The organism is Mesonia sediminis, from assembly GCF_042684705.1.
Classification (GTDB): domain Bacteria; phylum Bacteroidota; class Bacteroidia; order Flavobacteriales; family Flavobacteriaceae; genus Mesonia; species Mesonia sediminis.
Genome location: NZ_JBHULZ010000041.1, coordinates 154,540 through 173,877, shown reverse-complemented (window position 1 = coordinate 173,877; position 19,338 = coordinate 154,540). Strand labels below are relative to the sequence as shown.

The 19,338-nt window shown below is 35.1% G+C and carries 16 protein-coding genes; 6 read left to right on the top strand and 10 right to left on the bottom strand.

The window, feature by feature from the left end:
- The first annotated feature begins 32 nt into the window (after nt 1-32).
- On the top strand, nt 33-1,919 hold the full coding sequence (locus ACFSQ0_RS08830; RefSeq protein WP_379047090.1) for a M1 family metallopeptidase: 1,887 nt from the start codon (nt 33-35) through the stop codon (nt 1,917-1,919).
- Nucleotides 1,920-1,980: 61 nt separating this feature from the next.
- Here ACFSQ0_RS08830 and ACFSQ0_RS08825 read toward each other — a convergent pair whose 3' ends face one another.
- From ACFSQ0_RS08825 to ACFSQ0_RS08800, 6 genes are all read right to left on the bottom strand, one after another.
- Nucleotides 1,981-2,469 (bottom strand): hypothetical protein, encoded by a 489-nt coding sequence (locus tag ACFSQ0_RS08825; RefSeq protein ID WP_379047087.1) that lies wholly within the window; start codon nt 2,467-2,469, stop codon nt 1,981-1,983.
- 132 nt (nt 2,470-2,601) lie between these two features.
- Entirely contained in the window at nt 2,602-4,032 is a 1,431-nt protein-coding gene (gene pyk, locus ACFSQ0_RS08820; RefSeq protein WP_379047084.1) for a pyruvate kinase, read from the bottom strand.
- Nucleotides 4,032-4,517: an IPExxxVDY family protein gene (locus tag ACFSQ0_RS08815; RefSeq protein WP_379047081.1), complete on the bottom strand. Its 486-nt coding sequence runs from the start codon at nt 4,515-4,517 to the stop codon at nt 4,032-4,034. Before ACFSQ0_RS08815 ends, pyk begins: the two co-directional genes overlap by 1 nt.
- 113 nt (nt 4,518-4,630) lie before the next feature.
- Entirely contained in the window at nt 4,631-5,362 is a 732-nt protein-coding gene (gene rnc / locus ACFSQ0_RS08810) for a ribonuclease III (RefSeq protein ID WP_379047078.1), read from the bottom strand.
- A gap of 14 nt (nt 5,363-5,376) precedes the next feature.
- Nucleotides 5,377-6,630, bottom strand: coding sequence for a beta-ketoacyl-ACP synthase II (fabF, locus tag ACFSQ0_RS08805; RefSeq protein ID WP_379047075.1), 1,254 nt, complete (start codon nt 6,628-6,630; stop codon nt 5,377-5,379).
- A gap of 12 nt (nt 6,631-6,642) precedes the next feature.
- Entirely contained in the window at nt 6,643-6,879 is a 237-nt protein-coding gene (locus ACFSQ0_RS08800) for an acyl carrier protein (RefSeq protein WP_147861885.1), read from the bottom strand.
- A gap of 151 nt (nt 6,880-7,030) precedes the next feature.
- Between ACFSQ0_RS08800 and purN the strand changes: the two genes are divergently transcribed.
- Together purN and ACFSQ0_RS08790 are read left to right on the top strand one after the other, a co-directional pair.
- Entirely contained in the window at nt 7,031-7,618 is a 588-nt protein-coding gene (gene purN / locus ACFSQ0_RS08795) for a phosphoribosylglycinamide formyltransferase (RefSeq protein ID WP_379047072.1), read from the top strand.
- On the top strand, nt 7,618-8,256 hold the full coding sequence (locus ACFSQ0_RS08790; RefSeq protein WP_379047069.1) for a ribonuclease H1 domain-containing protein: 639 nt from the start codon (nt 7,618-7,620) through the stop codon (nt 8,254-8,256). Before purN ends, ACFSQ0_RS08790 begins: the two co-directional genes overlap by 1 nt.
- A 241-nt stretch (nt 8,257-8,497) precedes the next feature.
- On the opposite strand, the gene ACFSQ0_RS08785 is transcribed toward ACFSQ0_RS08790, so the two are convergent.
- The 3 genes from ACFSQ0_RS08785 to ACFSQ0_RS08775 all read right to left on the bottom strand — a co-directional run bounded on the left by ACFSQ0_RS08785 (nt 8,498) and on the right by ACFSQ0_RS08775 (nt 11,214).
- Nucleotides 8,498-9,043 (bottom strand): hypothetical protein, encoded by a 546-nt coding sequence (locus ACFSQ0_RS08785; protein ID WP_379047066.1) that lies wholly within the window; start codon nt 9,041-9,043, stop codon nt 8,498-8,500.
- Between the two features lie 494 nt (nt 9,044-9,537).
- The gene (locus ACFSQ0_RS08780) at nt 9,538-10,371 is read right to left on the bottom strand and encodes a CPBP family intramembrane glutamic endopeptidase (RefSeq protein WP_379047063.1); all 834 of its coding nucleotides are present in this window, start codon (nt 10,369-10,371) and stop codon (nt 9,538-9,540) included.
- A gap of 147 nt (nt 10,372-10,518) precedes the next feature.
- Complete coding sequence (locus tag ACFSQ0_RS08775) at nt 10,519-11,214, bottom strand: hypothetical protein (RefSeq protein ID WP_379047060.1); 696 nt, start codon at nt 11,212-11,214, stop codon at nt 10,519-10,521.
- Between the two features lie 1,026 nt (nt 11,215-12,240).
- Here ACFSQ0_RS08775 and ACFSQ0_RS08770 point away from each other — a divergent pair.
- Together ACFSQ0_RS08770 and ACFSQ0_RS08765 are read left to right on the top strand one after the other, a co-directional pair.
- Entirely contained in the window at nt 12,241-13,164 is a 924-nt protein-coding gene (locus ACFSQ0_RS08770; RefSeq protein WP_379047057.1) for a PfkB family carbohydrate kinase, read from the top strand.
- A gap of 55 nt (nt 13,165-13,219) precedes the next feature.
- Nucleotides 13,220-15,118, top strand: coding sequence for an amidophosphoribosyltransferase (locus ACFSQ0_RS08765; protein WP_379047054.1), 1,899 nt, complete (start codon nt 13,220-13,222; stop codon nt 15,116-15,118).
- 295 nt (nt 15,119-15,413) lie between these two features.
- On the opposite strand, the gene ACFSQ0_RS08760 is transcribed toward ACFSQ0_RS08765, so the two are convergent.
- Nucleotides 15,414-16,022, bottom strand: a complete 609-nt coding sequence (locus ACFSQ0_RS08760; RefSeq protein ID WP_379047051.1) for a superoxide dismutase — start codon at nt 16,020-16,022, stop codon at nt 15,414-15,416.
- A gap of 165 nt (nt 16,023-16,187) precedes the next feature.
- Here ACFSQ0_RS08760 and ACFSQ0_RS08755 point away from each other — a divergent pair, with 165 nt between their 5' ends.
- Nucleotides 16,188-19,334 carry a UvrD-helicase domain-containing protein gene (locus ACFSQ0_RS08755; protein ID WP_379047048.1) on the top strand — a complete coding sequence of 1,049 codons (3,147 nt, stop codon included), beginning with the start codon at nt 16,188-16,190 and terminating at the stop codon, nt 19,332-19,334.
- Nucleotides 19,335-19,338: the final 4 nt, after the last annotated feature.

Below are 19,338 nucleotides of genomic sequence, written 5' to 3'. Positions count from 1 at the left end.
CCTAGAGAACACTTTTTTTTAACCCAATTATAATGATAGCCAAAAAAACTTTTTTAACTTTTTGTATTGCTTGTTTAAGTTACTTTTCTGTTTTCGCTCAAGGCGGAAACGGTTCTTACTGGCAACAACATGTAGATTATAAAATGGAAATCGATGTAGATGTAAAAAATTACACCTACACCGGTAAACAAGAGTTGGTATATACCAATAATTCTCCAGACACCTTAAAACAAGTCTTTTATCATCTTTTCTTCAATGCTTTTCAACCGGGAAGTGAGATGGACGCACGTTTACAAGATATACCAGATCCAGATGGTAGAATGGTAGAAAATCAAGGCACTAAAGAAAACCCTAAACCAGTAAGTCGCATTGCTTTGCTAAATGATAAAGAAATGGGGTATATCAAAGTAAACACCTTATCTCAAGACGGAGTTGCGGTGAAGCATAAAACAATAGGGAGTATTTTGCAAGTTAAGCTGAATCAAGCTTTATTGCCTGGAGCTCAAACCACTTTACAAATGACCTGGAAGGCGCAGATACCAGAACAAATAAGAAGATCGGGGCGTAATAGTAAAGAGGGTGTAGCTTTATCAATGGCGCAATGGTACCCAAAATTAGCCGAGTATGACTTTGAGGGTTGGCACGCTAATCCATACATCGCAAGAGAGTTTCACGGGGTGTGGGGTGATTTTGATGTTAAAATCACTATCGACAAAGAATACACATTAGGCGGAACTGGATATTTGCAAAATCCACAAGAGATAGGTCATGGCTACGAAGCCGAAGGTACTCGCGTAAAGCACAAAGGAAAAAAGTTAACTTGGCATTTTGTAGCGCCGCAAGTACACGATTTTACCTGGGGAGCAGATCCCGATTTTGTACACGATAAACGCGTAACCAAAGAGGGGGTAACCTTGCACTTTTTATATAAAGATAATCCGGAATATGAGCAAGAAAACAATTTCACCGCCAACTGGAAAAGATTACAACCCGATACAGAAAAGCTATTAGATTTTTTTAATGAGCACATTGGTCCATATCCTTACAAACAATACTCTGTAATTCAAGGTGGCGATGGCGGAATGGAGTATGGTATGAGCACTTTAATTACTGGAAACCGTACCTACGAAAGCTTATTAGGAGTAACGGCGCACGAATTGGCTCATTCTTGGTTTCAATTTGTATTAGCTACCAATGAGTCTAAACACGAATGGATGGATGAGGGCTTTACCACCTATATTTCTACGCTAGCCGAAGATCATGTATTAGATAAAAACAATGAATTTCCTTTAAAGAACGCTTACCGCGGATATATTTACTTGGCCAATTCGGGTGCAGAACAACCGCAAACTACACACGCAGACAGATATGCTCTAAACCAAGCTTATGGTCTTGCGGCTTATTCGAAAGGTGCCGTTTTCTTATCGCAGTTGGGTTATTTAATAGGGGAAGAAAATTTAGATAAAACTTTAAAGCGTTATTACCAAGACTGGAAATTTAAACACCCTACTCCTAATGATTTTATTCGTGTAGCAGAAAAGGTTAGTGGTGCACAGTTAGGCTGGTATTTAAATGACTGGACAAGAACTACTAATACCATTGATTACGGAATTGAAGCGGTGAATGCTTTACCTACAGAGCGTACTAAAATTACGCTAAAACGCCATGGTTTAATGCCTATGCCCATTGAGCTAGAGGTAACTTTTACCGATGGAAGCAGCAGGATGTTCTACATCCCGTTAGAAATGATGTATTGGCAAAAGCCTTTAGAAGCAGAAAAATTAACTGCCTGGGCTTGGGGTCATCCTACTTATGAAATCGTTTTGTTTAACGATAAAAACCAGATAAAGAAGATAGAGATTGACCCTTCACAAAAAATGGCCGATGTAAATAGAGAAAACAATATTTACAAGCCATAATAGTATAGAAATAGAAGTCAGCTAAAAAAAAAGCGGCCTTCAAGGGCCGCTTTTTTTTGCATTATAGCTTGTTTTTTAAAATCTTTAAAATAGCTTCTTTATCCTCGGTAAAAAACAACTGGGCTTTTCTTCTATTTAATTTTAGGTGTATGTTATAGGCGCTATCACCAAAGGGTGTTTGTAGTTCAAGTAAACTTATTTGTTGATAGGGGATGGCCAATTCTTGATTGCCTTGCCAATAAATAAAGTTCCTATCTGTAAGCCTGATATTGGTTTTTTGTACAGACATATAGGCGGGAATAAAAGCGGTTGTTTCATGTAAAACCTGCTCGTCTGCAGCCAAATTATAAGGTTTAACTTTACGAATTTTACGGATAAGAGCAAAAATAAGCGGTGTAATTACCGCGATAAAAATCACAAAAAACACAGTAGTAAGCAAACTACCTGATAAATCTTCTTGTTTATTGAAGATAAAGTAGTGAATTATAAAGTAAATAACCGCGCCGATAAGCGCCTGCATAGCAATGAATTTAAATATACTCTTTTTCATAGGTTACTTTTGTTTGCGTTAGGGATTAAGCGGTTTGTTTGAGCTCTTTTGCATTTTTTTTGCAAAAAGCGAGTAGCGAAAGCCCGACCCAGTAAGCCTTTGAAAGGGTTACTGGGAAACGCCCAGCATAATTTATTTAATTTCTGAAACCCTTAAAGTGTTTACCATACCTTTATTTTCTATTGGCATGGAGGCCAAGTTGATTACAAAATCGTTTGAGGCTACCAGCTTTTTATTTTTTGCAATAAGATTTACATCCTCAACGGTTTTATCGGTACTTTCGAATTTATCATAATAAAAGGCATTAACGCCCCATAATAAACTCAATTGGGTAAGTATGCGCTTATTGCTTGTAAAAGCTAAAATATGAGCGCTAGGACGCCAAGCAGAGATTTGAAAGGCGGTATACCCTGAGTTGGTTAAAGTACAAATGGCTTTGGCGCTAATTTCATTGGCCATAATAGCGGCGTGGTAACAAACAGCTTTGGTAATATACCTGTTGGTGCGAATATGCGGTGGGTCATGGGGTACGCTTATGAGTTTTGAGTTTTCAACACTTTTAACAATCTGGCACATTTTTTCGATAACTTGTACCGGATATTTTCCTACCGAGGTTTCTCCGCTAAGCATTACCGCATCGGCACCATCCATAACAGAGTTGGCCACATCATTAACCTCTGCTCGGGTAGGGGTGAGGCTAGAGATCATGGTTTCCATCATTTGTGTGGCGATAATTACAGGAATACGTGCTTTTTTGGCTTTTAAAACCAATTGTTTTTGAATTAGGGGTACTTCGTGGGCAGGAACCTCTACACCTAAATCGCCACGTGCAACCATTAAACCGTCACAAGCACTAATAATCTTATCGATATTTTTTACTCCTTCTGGTTTTTCAATTTTTGCAATTACCGGTATTTTGTGTTCGCTGTGTTTTTTAATGAGATCGTTGAGTACTTGCAGGTCTTTTTCATTACGAACAAATGAAAGGGCGATCCAATCTACCTCCTGCTCAATAGCAAATTGCGCATCTTTAAAGTCTTTTTCGGTTAAAGCCGGTAACGATATATTAGTATTGGGAAGATTCACCCCTTTTTTTGATCGTAGCGGCCCACCTTGAACAACCTTGGTAACTACCTCATTTTTTAGGTTAGTGCTTACCACTTCAAAAATTAACTTTCCATCGTCGAGCAGAATGCGTTCTTTTGGCTTCACATCTTTAGGAAATTCGCTATAATTCATGAAAACCCGGTCTTTTGTACCTTGAAACTCTTCGCCCGTAGCAAAGGTGATTTGGTCTCCCTTACTCACAACAATTTCTTCTTTCATGATACCCACGCGCAATTTAGGACCTTGTAAATCGGCTAGAATGCCCGCGTTAAACCCATATTTTTCATTGAGTTCGCGAATACTCGCAATTCTTTTTTTTACATCGTCATAATTGGCGTGTGAAAAGTTTATTCTAAAAATATTCACTCCTTTTTCAAGCATGCTTTTTAAAACGCTTTTATTGCTAGTTGCAGGCCCTAGAGTGGCTACTATTTTTGTTTTTTTTATGTTATTCATTAATTAAAAATTAAATGATGTTTTGATTTTAGTTTTGTCGCATCTATTGTATATGCTGTCAATACTTGGTTTATTTCTTTAAGCTTGCTCACGAAACCTAAAATTTCATTTTCGTCAGATTCATTTTCTATTTTCAACCAGAAGTCAACTTTAGGATGTTCGGGTATCAAGTTGAGGTTTCTACTATTTGTTGGTAAATCCTGAAACAAAGATCCTGCGGTTGGTTTTTTTTGCGGTAGATAACTGATTTTGTTCTCGACTAAATAGTAATCTACCTCGCGATAGATATCTTGGTGATGAAATAAGGCAAAATAAGCCAATTGTTCATCTGTTTTAAAATCTAAATCGCTTGCACAACGTTTGAATTGTAGTTGCAGGTATTTATTGGCAAAATAAGCTAATCGAATATGCTCTAAAGAAGTGTGAATGCCTATAAGGTAAAAATCATCTTCTAACAATTCATCGACAAGCAATTTATAGGCCATAATTCCTTTTGATTTTTGGTGTGCCAACCAAAATCAAAGATAACAAAATCCCAGCACAAAAACACGTTAACTAATTGTGAAGAATAGTAGGTAAATAGTAGCTTATAAAAGTACTAACCAATCTTATTTTGTAAGGCAAAATAGGCTCTTTTCGCTGCTTTTTCTTCTGCTTTTTTCTTGCTGGTGGCTCGTGCTTTAGCACGTACGTTATCATTTAGCCATAATTTGACTGCGAAATGTTTTTGTTCGGCTACTCCAGTATCTTCATAAGACTCAAAATTAAAAGCGATTTTTTGCTTTTGGCACCATTCTATAAGTAAACTTTTGTAACTAATAACGAAGCCTTCTAGCTCCTCAATATCGACATATGGGTCAATTACGCGGCGCTTTACAAACGCTTTACAGCTTTTATACCCTTTATCTAAATAAATAGCACCTACAAGGGATTCAAAAAGATTGCCGTGAATGTTATCGCCAAAATTTTGTTTTGGTAAACTGGTTTTAACTAAACCGATGAGGTTAAGGTCTTTACCTAATTCATTAAGATGTTTACGGCTTACTATTTTTGATCGCATTTTGGTTAGATAGCCTTCATTTCCTTGAGGGGCTTCTTCAAACAAATGGGCGGCTATTATTGCGCTTAACATAGCATCACCCAGAAACTCCAAGCGTTCGTAATTTATATCGTTACCCTGCGGATCTTTTTTATTCATAGATCTATGGGTAAACGCACGTTGGTAAATTTCAATGTTTTTGGGTTTGAACCCAATAATTTTCTGAATAGCCACAAAAAAATTCCCGTTCTTTTTTGAACGGGAATTCCATATGTTTTGAATAATGCTCATATAATTACAAAGGCTTATTCAGTTAATTTCTTAAATAAAATACAAGCATTGTGACCGCCAAAACCAAAAGTGTTACTCATGGCTACATTTACCTCTCGTTTTTGCGCCTTATTTAACGTAAGGTTTAAACTAGGGTCAATGTTTTCATCGGCTACCTCGTGGTTAATAGTGGGTGGCACTATACTGTGCTGCATAGCTAAGATAGAGGCAATAGCTTCTACCGCACCAGCTGCACCCAGCAAATGCCCGGTCATCGATTTGGTGGAGTTGATATTGATATTCTTTGCGTGCTCTCCAAATACATTAGAAATAGCTTTAAGTTCGGCTACATCACCAAGCGGTGTAGAGGTACCATGTGTATTGATAGCATCTACATCTTCTGGTTTTAAGTTAGCGTTTTTTAAGCAATTTTCCATCACGGCCATTACGCCAATCCCATCAGGGTGTGGAGCCGTCATATGATAAGCATCAGAAGACATTCCTCCTCCAACTACTTCGGCATAAATCTTAGCTCCGCGCGCTTTAGCGTGTTCGTATTCTTCGAGAATTAATGCTCCTGCACCTTCACCTAGAACAAATCCGTCTCGTGTTGCATCAAAGGGTTTTGATGCTTTGGTTGGATTGTCGTTGTTGGTTGATAGTGCGTGCATCGCATTAAAACCTCCCATACCTGCTTGGGTAACAGCGGCTTCGCTACCTCCGGTAACAATTACATCGCTATGGCCTAATCTTATATAGTTAAGCGCATCGATCAATGCGTTGGCCGAAGAAGCACAAGCTGAAACTGTCGTGTAATTTGGTCCCATAAATCCATGTTTAATAGAGATATGCCCTGGAGCTATATCAGCAATCATTTTAGGGATAAAGAATGGGTTAAACCTTGGAGTACCGTCGCCATTGGCAAAGTTTTTAACTTCTTCTTGAAAAGTTTCTAAACCGCCAATACCTGCACCCCATATTACACCAACACGGTGTTTGTTAATGGTATCAAGATCTAGTTTTGAATCGGCTATAGCTTCATCTGAAGCAACCAATGCATACTGTGCAAATTTATCAAGACGTCTTAATTCTTTGCGATCAAAATACTCATTAAAAGGGAAGTTTTTTATCTCACAAGCGAACTTCGTCTTAAATTTATCAGTATCAAAATAAGTGATGGGTGCTCCACCACTTCTCCCGCTTACCAAACCATCCCAGTATTCCTGTATATTGTTACCAATGGGGGTAAGGGCACCTAAACCTGTAACTACTACTCGCTTTAACTCCATACTTGAGATGTATTATTTTTTTGCTTCCTCGATATAAGAAATAGCTTGACCTACAGTTGAAATGTTTTCTGCTTGGTCATCTGGAATTTGAATATCGAACTCTTTTTCGAATTCCATAATTAATTCAACGGTGTCCAATGAATCAGCACCTAAATCGTTGGTGAAACTAGCGTCGTTTACTACTTCATTCTCGTCAACTCCTAATTTATCAACGATAATTGCTTTTACTCTTGATGCAATGTCTGACATAATCTTCTAATTTTAAAATTTGATTAAGTGGCAAAAATAAAAAACTTTAGGTTAAAACAAGTTTTCTTGCCAAAAATGTGTGCCCAATTTACATAAATTTATACAAAGTAACTATTTTTACTACCTAATAATTCACCAAAAAAGCTATGTTTTGAAAGATAAATCCCTTCCGCAGACTAAGAAAATAGTGGTATTTGCCTCAGGTAAAGGCTCTAATGCCAAAAAGATTATACAGCACTTTGATAGCCACGCTGAGGTAGAAGTAAGTCACGTTTTCTCTAATAAAAAGACAGCTCCTGTCTTAAAAATGGCCCATGAGCATGGGGTACAAGCCGTACATTTTGACAAAGCAGCTTTGTATGAAAGTAATGAACTTTTGCAAATGTTGCAGCAAATAAAGCCCGACCTTATTGTTCTGGCCGGTTTTTTATGGTTAATGCCTAAAGCGATTATTGAGGCCTTTCCTAATAAAATAATCAACGTTCATCCTGCTTTGTTACCTAAATATGGAGGTAAAGGTATGTACGGTAGTTTTGTACACCGAGCGGTTTTACAAAATAATGACACCGAAACAGGTATAACTTTTCATTATGTGAATGAGAATTATGATGAAGGCGAGCATATAGCGCAATTTAAAGTACCCATTAAACCCGATGAAACCTTAGATTCCTTACAAGAGAAAATTCACGGTTTAGAGCATGAGCATTTTGTTCAAATAATAGAAAACTTATTGCAATAATGGCTAAAAGGCAAAAGTATTATGTTGTTTGGCAAGGAAGAAAAACCGGCATTTTCACCTCCTGGGAAGATTGTAAAGCACAAATCACAGGTTACCAAGGAGCGCAATACAAGAGTTTTTCTAGTTTTACTGAAGCACAAAAAGCTTTTAATAAAGCCTACGATGAGGTAAAGGCAAAGGCGCATAATAAAAATGAGCCCAGTTTAGAACAACTTGAACGCAGAGTTAAAGAAGTAGATTTTAATGCGCTGGCGGTTGATGCCGCTTCAAGCGGAAACCCGGGAAAGGTGGAATACCGGGGTGTTTGGATAAAAAACAACAAGCAAATTTTTCATAAAGGTCCTTTTGAAGAAGGAACCAATAATATTGGTGAATTTCTAGCACTTGTACACGCACTGGCTTTACTTAAAAAAAACCAATATGCTCACGCCGTTTATTCCGATTCAAAAATTGCGATTGGCTGGGTGTATAAAAAGAAATGTAATACTAAATTAAAACGAAACCCTAAGAATGCCGCGATTTTTGAGTTGGTAGATCGTGCCGAAAAATGGCTGGCAACGAATTACTTCACCACAAAAATCATAAAATGGGATACTAAAAACTGGGGGGAAATCCCAGCAGATTTTGGGAGGAAGTAAAACGGCTTTATAAAGCCGTTTTATCAATTGTATTAGTGCGTTTTAGTTTTTCTGTTAAAAAAAACAGTCGCAAAATATAAAGCGAATTGAGTTATAGATATTATAAATAATAACTGATAATATTCAGGACGTCTTTCCAAAACATTGTAAACGCCTAATGTTAGAAAAATAAATGATAATAATAGAAATTTATTTTTTGACTTATACAATTTTACTATTTTTTTCATATTTAAATAAAGATTTATTTGTTGCGCATAGCATCTAGTTGTTTTTGTTTTACCATAAGTCCTTCTTTTTCTAATAAACGTAAAATCTCTTCTAGCTCGATTAAACAGGAGTCTTTTTTCTGAATATTCAAGGAGTACACCTTAAACTGCTTTTTCTGGGAATATAAATCTAAAACGGAATCTAATTGTATATTTTTCTGGTTAGCAAAAAAATCGAGATCCATTTTATTAAACTGCAAGGCTTTATGAAACCCAGTGTTTAAGTGAAGCGTTTTCCATTGCAGGTGTTTTTGAGAAATTTCAAAATCAGCTAAATTATCCAATACTCCAGATTCTGCTACGCTTAAGGTATAACATGAGGTAGTATGCGTTATAGGCGTTTCATTAATCTCAGATGTTGAAAATTGGTATGAAAATAAAATTGCGTTGAACACAAAATGAAAAAGAAATGCCCAAAATAAGCCGTAATTTATACGTAAATAACATAGAATAAAGCTGACGCCTATGAAGTGTAAAGTCAAACTAAAGCTCGCAATATCTGGCGTATCGAATAGACGCATAGGCCCGTAGTGAAAAAAGCTGAAACTTACCGAAGTAAGTATAATCTGAGCGAGGCTAATCTTAAGTGTCGAAAAGGTTTTGTTAAAGAAGTTTAAAGAATAACTAATGCCTAATAATGATAAAAATAAAAATTCAATTTTAGTTGCAGATTGAAAAAAAAATTAAAATTGCCAGAAGACTAAAAATAGTAATTACTATTTTAGTGCGCTTTTTTTTATGTGCTACACCAACATGCCACCTATGAACCACCTCTTCTATAAGGGGTATAAAAAAGAGGATGAATAGCCAGGTATGCAGATTACTGCTAAAAGAAAATGCTTCTGGTTTTGCTTGTACTTCTTTAAAGAGATTGTTATCTAAACCTTGGTAAGCAAAAATAAAGAATAATGTAATGTAAAGCTGGACCTCCAAAAGAAGGCCCAGTAAAAAAATAGTATTAAACTTATTTTTTTTAAAGTGTTTTATTATTCGCATTTGTTATAATTATAAAATTTTAATTTAACTTAAAAAAAATCACATCTTTAAAATCTACTTTTCTTAAAATGATAACACCTAAAAAAATAAAAAATACAGATATGCAACAAACCAAGCTTGTCTCTATAATCAATTGCAAAAACGTAAGATTGTTATTTACAGAAATAGTTATTTTTTCATACTTAACAATAAGGTCATCAATATTAGATACAACATTGTTAATAAAATGAAAAAAAATAAGGACAATCAAAGATTTTGTCTTTAAATATACAGCAGAGTATAGAAAACCTAAAGAAATAGCAAATATTACCTGATATAAAATAGAATATATATCTTGAGTTTTATTAAAAAAATTTATAAAGTGGGGCAACCCAAAAAGTAAGGCACTTTTAATGATGATAATTGATACATTTTTATAATTATGATTAAGTAAAAAACTCAATGTAAAACCTCGAAAAAACAATTCTTCTAGAAATGCTGAAAAAAAAATATTCAAGCTATAAATCAAAATTATACAAAGAGGCAGCTCATAAGAATCTAAATATTTAATATTCGAGAATATATTTGTAAAAATTAGAAGAGCTAAAACTAAAGGCAAAAAATAAATAACATTAGTCTCTTTTATGTTATAAAATGAAATTTTATACTTATATCGCTTCAGTATATAAAAAACGAAACCTAAGCATATAAAGTTTAAAACTAAAAGCTCTAAATAATTAAAAAATATATTTTCTAGATCAAAAGCAATAAAGTTTACAAATAGTAGCCTTAAAGGCAAAGCCTTTATGAGGAGAATGACTATTAAAAAAAATAAAATGTTTAATTCACTGTATTTTTTTAGCAAATTTTTCATATATAAATTTCTTTGGGGCAAGCCTAAGGAGCATTTTAGCGAAACGCATTAATAAACTTTTAAAATTTATTAACGAGACAATTTTTGGGAGCATTTACTCTTTTAGGTAAAACGACCTAGAAAACTAGGCCGTTTCAAATCAGTTAATTACCAACTTAAATTGAAATCAAATGAGAAATCAATATCACCGCAGTTTTCAAAACAGATACAACCAAGTTCATCCCAAATCCAATCAGCGATACAGCCTTCTGAACAAAAATAAACACTTTCACAATGACCGCTAACATGAGCTTTTAGTTCTACTTCAGGTTTCTTTGGCTTGCTCCCCGATTCTGCTTGCAAATCAGCTAAGTATTCATAATATAAATCTATTAACTCTTCATTATGCTGAAATTCTTGTGATTTAAAAACATAATCGAGATACGAAACAATTGGATGTTCATCATCATACTCCACATTATCTTCTTCTTTATAAGCGTACTCTTCCAAACTAGTGTATATGCCGTCATTTGCAATTAGATCATTGCCTTCTCCATCATCACTAAATGGATAACCTCCAAGACCAATCTTATTCTTACTCCAACTTTCTTCAGAAAAATTCGCTAAGTAAATCTCTCTAACAAATTTCTCAGAACTTAAAGACCTTACTCTTGCATCAACAACTGCCATATGTTTTCTAAAAAACTTTAAACTTTCTTCTTCAGGAGTCATATCAACACTTAGAGTGCTATTAAAGGTATTATTACTATTCACAGTCTCTTCTTGAACTCCATCTTTACTACACCCCACCAAAATTAAACTTGCTACGAACATAGCTAATGGTATTCTAAATAAATTTTTCATTTTATAAATAAATAGTTAAAATAATTAATAGTTTTTGTTGATCAACTCCACAAATCAAAAAAAAACGATTAAAACAAATTTTACCAGATAAAAATGTTAAATAATATTAACCATGTTACGATTTTTTAAGGGTTTTTACAGAGAGTAATCTACAAATTAAGCTAATTTTTAATGGTATTTATATTTTAAACCATGGCTCAACCATACTGGTAGTAGCTCAAAGTTTGATTTTTTAGCATAGCTGGTTGTTTCTAGAAATAAAAATTTTTAAACTCCCATGCTTTGTAACAAGTCAATAAAAAAACTTAGTGTGACGGAAATAATAAAACCTTAATGGCTATCAATACCATGGTATAAACACTTAGAGTATAAATAATCTTGGTGATAGAAGGTTTTAATTTGTACAGCCGGTAGTTTAAGTGGAAACTAAGTATTAAGGAGGGGATAAACAGCAATAAAATCTTTACGCTCATTAGTTTTAAACTTATGAGACCTATGAATACTATAGAGGCCATAAATTGTAAAAAAAATAAAATTTTACCGTGTTTAACTGTAGCCAATGCTTCTTTTTGGTGCTTATATTCTTTCAAAAAATACAATATTGCCAAAAGAAGTAATAATCCGTTTAAGTAAATATCGTTCATAAGTAAAAAAAATAACCCATTAGTCTTATTGCGGTACCGCGAGCTTGTCTTCTATTGTTAGTGTAATACGAAGATAAGGTTTCAGCATAATCTATACAACATAAATCTGTTAGCCTTAATTTCCCTGTAAGGCAAATAAACAAACATAAAGCATTCAAAATCATAAGCATTATAAATCACTTGGTAGCACTTTTCATTTGTTCTTTAAAATCAAGATCTTTCACATTTTTTACGGGGCTGTAAATCGCTGCTTTTGTTCAAAAATATAATTTTTTTTAATTAGCTTAATTGGGCTTAAATAATTAGAAATTTAAATAGACATCTGTTTCTTACTGCTAAAAATTGTATTAAACACCTTATATTTGCCGAAAATTTAAAAAGCATGAGTAAACTTTTAATTGTGGGAACGGTAGCTTTTGATGCCATTGAGACTCCCTTTGGGAAAACAGATAAGATTTTAGGTGGTGCGGGAACCTACATTGGTTTAGCAGCACAAAAGTTTGGTGTAAATAGCGCTATTGTTTCTGTAGTGGGAGGTGATTTTCCTCAAAAATACATAGATATCTTTCATGAAAAGTCTATTAATATAGATGGGCTAGAGGTAATTCAAGATGGTAAAACTTTTTTTTGGAGCGGTAGATACCATAATGATATGAATACTCGCGACACCCTAGACACGCAATTAAATGTTTTAGAAAATTTTGATCCAGTAGTACCCGATGCTTTTCAAGATGCAGAGGTGGTAATGTTGGGTAATTTACATCCTGCTGTACAAATGGGGGTGATCAATCAGGTTAAGCAACCTAAACTGATAATTCTAGATACCATGAACTTTTGGATGGATCATACGCTATCAGAGCTTAAAGAGGTGATTGCCAAAGTAGATGTTATTACTATAAATGATGAAGAAGCAAGACAACTTTCTGGCGAATATTCACTGGTAAAAGCTGCACGGGCAATCGAAGAAATGGGGCCAAAATATGTGGTGATTAAAAAAGGAGAGCACGGAGCTTTATTATTTGATAAAAATGAAATGTTTTTTGCGCCTGCCTTACCCTTAGAAGAGGTTTTTGATCCAACTGGGGCAGGAGATACTTTTGCGGGTGGTTTTGCCGGCTACTTAGCTAAGACACAAGATTACTCGTTTGCTAATATGAAGAAAGCTATAATTTACGGCTCTAACCTTGCTTCTTTCTGTGTAGAAAAATTTGGTACCGAGCGCATGCTAAATCTTGAGGATCAAGAAATTGAGGAGCGACTGAAAGTTTTTAAATCCTTAACTCAATTTGAAATAGATTTAAATTAATTTTGTACCCTGCCCGCTTGGCAGGGTTTTTTAATACAACAACACAACACACATTATGAGCGACGCGATTAAACATGAATGCGGAATAGCGCTACTTAGGCTAAGAAAACCTTTAGAATTTTATAAAGAGAAATACGGCACGGCATTTTATGGTGTAAATAAAATGTACCTGATGCTAGAAAAACAACACAATAGAGGTCAAGATGGTGCTGGTTTGGCGAGTATAAAATTAAACACTCAACCTGGCGAGCGCTATATCAGTCGGGTGCGTTCTAACCAGGCCCAACCCATTCAAGATATTTTTGCTCAAATTAATGATCGTATTAATACCAGTTTAAAAGAGAACCCAGCTTACGCGGATGATGTTGCAGCACAAAAAAAGAATATACCTTATATAGGAGAGTTATTCTTGGGGCATGTACGCTATGGTACCTTTGGTAACAACAGTATAGAGGCGGTACACCCGTTTTTGCGTCAAAACAATTGGATGCATAGAAACCTAATTGTGGCAGGAAACTTTAATATGACTAATGTAAGTACCATGTTTGAAAACTTGGTAGAGCTGGGGCAACACCCCAAAGAAAAAGCTGATACCGTTACGGTAATGGAAAAAATTGGTCATTTTTTAGATTCTGAAGTAGAAAAATTATACAAAAAAGCAAAAAAAGAAGGCTACTCCAAAAAAGAGGCTTCACCTTATATTGCAAAAAAATTGAATGTCGCTAAAATCTTAAAACGCTCTTCAAAAGATTGGGATGGCGGTTATGCGATGGCCGGTTTAATAGGGCATGGTGATTCTTTTGTACTTAGAGATCCTGCTGGGATAAGACCCGTTTACTATTATATTGATGATGAGGTGGTGGTTACGGCTTCAGAGAGGCCAGTAATACAAACCGCTTTTAATGTTCCTTTTGAGTCGGTTAAAGAATTAGAGCCAGGTCACGCTTTGATTACCAAAAAAGATGGTAAAACCCAAATCAAAAAAATTATTGAGCCTTTAACACGTAAAGCTTGCTCGTTTGAACGGATTTATTTTTCGAGAGGTAGCGATGCAGAGATTTATCAAGAGCGTAAAAACTTAGGTAAATACATTATGCCCGATGTGCTTAAAGCGATAGATCACGATACGATTAATGCTGTTTTCTCTTTTATACCCAATACAGCCGAAACTTCATTTTACGGAATGGTCGAAGCTGCGCAAGATGAACTCAACCGCCAAAAGAATGAGGCGATCTTAAAGGAAAAAGAAAATCTAACCGATGAACGACTTACCGAAATTCTCTCGCATAGATTACGAACAGAAAAAATAGCCATTAAAGATGCTAAGTTGCGTACCTTTATTACCGAAGACAGCAGCCGAGACGATTTGGTAGCGCATGTTTATGATGTTACTTATGGGGTAGTAAAGCCTACCGATAACCTAGTCATTATAGATGACTCGATTGTACGGGGAACAACTTTAAAGAAAAGTATTTTAACCATGCTCGATCGTTTAAATCCCAAGAAAATAGTAGTAGTATCGTCGGCTCCTCAAATAAGATATCCCGATTGCTACGGTATAGACATGGCTAGACTAGAAGATTTTGTCGCTTTTCGCGCTGCCTTGGAGCTTTTAAAAGAAAACAATCAATATGCTATTGTAGAACAGGTGTATGAAAAATGCAAAGCCCAAACCGAGTTAGAAGACCATGAGGTGAAAAATTTTGTAAAAGAGATTTATGCGCCATTTAGCGATGAAGAGATTTCAGACAAAATAGGAGAATTATTAAAAAATGATGCAATTACTACAGAGGTAAAGGTAATTTATCAAAAGATTGAGCAATTGCACAAAGCTTGTCCTAAAAATTTAGGCGACTGGTATTTTACAGGAGATTATCCTACCCACGGGGGTAATCGCGTGGTCAATAGAGCATTTATTAACTTTTATGAAGGCAATAAAAGCCGAGCGTATTAAGGAAAAGTGCTAATAATTTAATTTTTTAGCTTTTTTATTGATTTTATTTAGGTTTATTGTTTTAAAAAATATATATTTGAATATCCATAATCTAAGTAGGTTAAGTTTATGGTAAAATTTGGGGCAAAAAGGTGGTGTTTACCACCTTTTTTTATTGGGCATATTTAAAACGCTAATTCTTTTGTTTTATTATAAAAAAAACTGCCTACATTATTATTTTTTCAAATGCCGAAATGATCGGGATGAAAAAAAGCTTAAAACGTAGGCAGTTAACCAAAGATTTAATGAGGGGTATTTATTTCCCGTCACTGTATCTTTTTGCTACTTCTTCCCAGTTAATTACATTGAAAAAAGCATTCACGTAATCTGGTCTTTTATTTTGGTATTTTAAGTAGTAAGCATGTTCCCATACATCTAAACCTAAAACAGGGTGTCCTCCGCAGCCTACACCTGGCATAAGCGGGTTGTCTTGGTTCGGGGTTGAACAAATTTCTAATCTACCTCCTGGATGAACACATAACCAAGCCCATCCTGATCCGAATTGACCACCGGCAGCATTAGAAAACTTCTCTTTAAAATCGTCGAAAGAACCAAATGCTTCATCAATAGCTTTGGCTAAATCACCTGTGGGTTTACCACCTCCCTTAGGAGACATAACATCCCAAAATAAGTTGTGATTATAAAAGCCACCTCCGTTATTTCGCACAGCCTTATTGTCCATATCTAGATTCTTTAAAATATCTTCTATAGATTTATCGGCTAGATTGGTACCTTCAATTGCATTGTTTAATTTGCTCGTATAACCTGCATGGTGTTTTTCATAATGAACCTCCATGGTTGCTTTGTCGATATGTGGTTCTAATGCATCTTTTGCATATGCTAAGTCGTTTTGTTTAAAAGCCATATATTTAAGTTTTTTTAATTTATTTCCATCAAAAATAATTATAACAAATCAGTAAAGCAATAATAATATGTTATAAATTACTTAAATGATTAACACTTTTTTGAATGCTTAAACGCAGTTCAATTTTTACTGTTAATAATTGTATTTTCGCTTAAATTCTTATCTATGTCTACACAGCAAAAGCAGCCTTCTTTTATCATTTATAATGCTTCGGCCGGATCGGGTAAAACCTTTACCATGGTCAAAGAGTATTTGCAACTGGTTTTACAAGCGCCAAGACCAGATTACTACAAGCATATTTTAGCTATAACCTTTACCAATAAGGCGGTTAGTGAATTAAAATCTCGAGTGCTTCACGCTTTAATCGATTTTAGTCAAGAGGTGACCCCAGAAAATAGTCGGGCTCTTTTTGATGCTGTAGCTGAATCGGTACAACTAGAACCTCAAGTAATCCGTAAAAAAAGTAAGGCCATAGTAAACCATATTTTACACAATTATGCGGCTTTTGAAATATCAACTATAGATGGTTTTACGCATAGATTACTACGCACCTTTGCAAAAGATCTTGACATCAACATAAATTTTGAAGTAGAGCTAGATAGCGACTTAGTGATTGAAGAAGCGGTAGATCGTGTGATAAACAAAGCGGGTAGCCAGCCTCAAATTACCCAGGCATTAATCAATTTTGTACTTAAAAAAGCAGACGATGATAAGTCTTGGGACATCCGTAGGGATTTAACCAAAATGGCTAAGCTGTTACTGGCAGAAGACAATTTTGCTTATTTAGATTTATTGACAGAATATGAATTGAAGGATTTTGATGTCTTTTATAATCAGTTGAAATCCGCCGAAAGCGAGCTAATCAAGCAAAATAAAAAGCATGCAGAGGCCTTTTTTGAGTTGCTTGAACAAAATCAAATTCCAGAAAAATGTTTCAACAGAGGTTCTGTACCTGGTTTTTTTAGGAAAAATTTAAACGGCGATTTGCCTAAGGTTTCGGGTGCGGTTTGGCAAGAAAAAATAGCCGATAATCCGCTTTATACTAAGGGTAAAACCTCCAGCGAAGAGCAAGCGCAAATAGATGCATTACAGCCCCAAATAGCCGAACTTTTTAATGCGATTAGAGACAATTATTATCAAGTGAAATTTTATGCGGCCTTGGCCAAAAATGTCGATGCACAATCGTTGCTTTTTGCCATTCAAAGTGAAATAGATTTGATTAAGGAAGAACGGGATATGTTGCTGATGGTAGACTTTAACAAAAAAATAAGCGAAGAAGTTAAAAACCAGCCGGCTCCTTTTATTTATGAACGCCTAGGTGAACGTTATCACAATTTTTTTATAGATGAATTTCAAGATACATCGGCTTTACAATGGGAAAATTTGCAGCCCCTAATCAATAACAGCTTAAGCGGATTTAATACCGAAAATAAAACGGGAAATTTATTTTTGGTTGGTGATGCAAAACAATCTATTTATAGGTGGCGCGGCGGTAAAGCCGAGCAGTTTATTAATTTATACGAAGGGAACTCCCCATTTTCTATCACGGGGAAAACACTCAATTTGCCTGCAAATTACCGCAGCTACAAAGAAATTATTGATTTTAACAATCAATTTTTTACTTTTTTAAGTGATTGTTTTGCATTTGAAACCTATCGAAACTTATATGCTCAAGCCGAACAGAAAAAAGTGAAAAATGCGCAAGGTTATGTTCAGCTTGACTTTATAGAAGGTAAAAACAGCGAAGAACAAAATTTGGCCTATGCAGCAAAAACCATTGAAATAATTCAAGAATTAAGAAAAGAAGGTACTCCCTTAAGCGATATTTGTTTGCTTACGCGGAAAAACAAACATGGCATCTTGTTGGCCAATCATTTGGTTGAAACGGGCATACCGGTAATCTCATCAGAAGCCTTATTGCTTAGTAAAAGTAAAACGGTAAATTTTGTGCAGCAAATATTTGAATTAAGCCTACAGCCAGAAGACAAAGAAATCAGATATGAATTGCTGTATTTTATAAGTAAACAAATTACATTTCCAGAAGAAGAACTCGCATTTTATAAAACAAGGTTATCGCTTTCTATAGAATCATTTTTTGATTCTTTACAAGTTTTCGGATTTCACTTTTCTTTGCAGCAGTTCCAAAAATTGCCTTTATATGAAGCTGCCGAGTATGTGATAAGGTCATTTAAAATTGTAAAAAAAGCCGATGCTTATCTGCAGTACTATTTAGATTTTGTTTACGAGTTTACCCAAAAAAGCCATGCGGGTTTAATGCAATTGGTTGAGGTGTGGAACAAGAAAAAAGATAAATTGAGTATTGTGGCCGCTCAAGGAATAGAAGCGGTGCAAATTTTAAGCGTTCACAAGTCTAAAGGACTGGAGTTTCCTATAGTAATTTATCCGTTTGCGCAACAAAAGTTAGACGATTTTAGTCGGGATAGTCTCTGGGCGTTAATAGATGATTTTGAGCTTCCCTTAGGCTATTTAAGTGTAAACAAAGAAACACCTCATTACAGTAAAAAATTAAAAGAAGATTTTGACGTGTTAGCCCAACATAAGTTACTTGATGAAATAAATGTGTTGTATGTCGCATTAACGCGAGCAAAAGAGCAGTTGTATATCATCAGTAAAATAGAAACTTCTAAAACAGCTCAGCGTGAAGAAAATACTTTTGGTGTGCTGTTTCAACGATTTTTAGAAAAACAAAACAAGTGGGAGGCAGATGCTTGGCATTACCATTGGGGACATAAGCCTAAGCCCAATGCAATTGAGGACAAGAAGGGGGGTATGCAGGATTTTAGCTTTATTTCAACGCTGCCAGAAAATCACCAAGCCGCTTTGATGACCAAAAATGCGAGTATGTGGCTTACGTCTCAAGAAGAAGCCATAGCTTATGGAGATATGGTACATGAAATTTTAAGTCAAATCATTACTGTAGAAGATATTCAGCCTGCTTTGGCCAATGCTGTAGAACAAGGTAACTTGAATCAAAAAGAAGCTTTAGCCTACGAGCAAAGTTTCATAAAAATGGTAAATCATCCAGAATTAAACAGCTATTTTACTAAAGCTTATACCGTTTATACAGAAAAAGAACTCTTGGTAGATCATGCTTATAAACGTTTAGATCGTCTCTGTCTCAAAAACAAGGAAGCGGTAATTATAGACTATAAAACCGGGTCTTATAGTCCTGATCATAAAATACAACTGAATGAATATGCCGAAGCAATTAAGAAGTTAGGATATACTGTGAAGAAAGGTGTATTAATATATTTAGAAAACAAGCAGAACTTAAAGATTGTTTATCTTTGATATT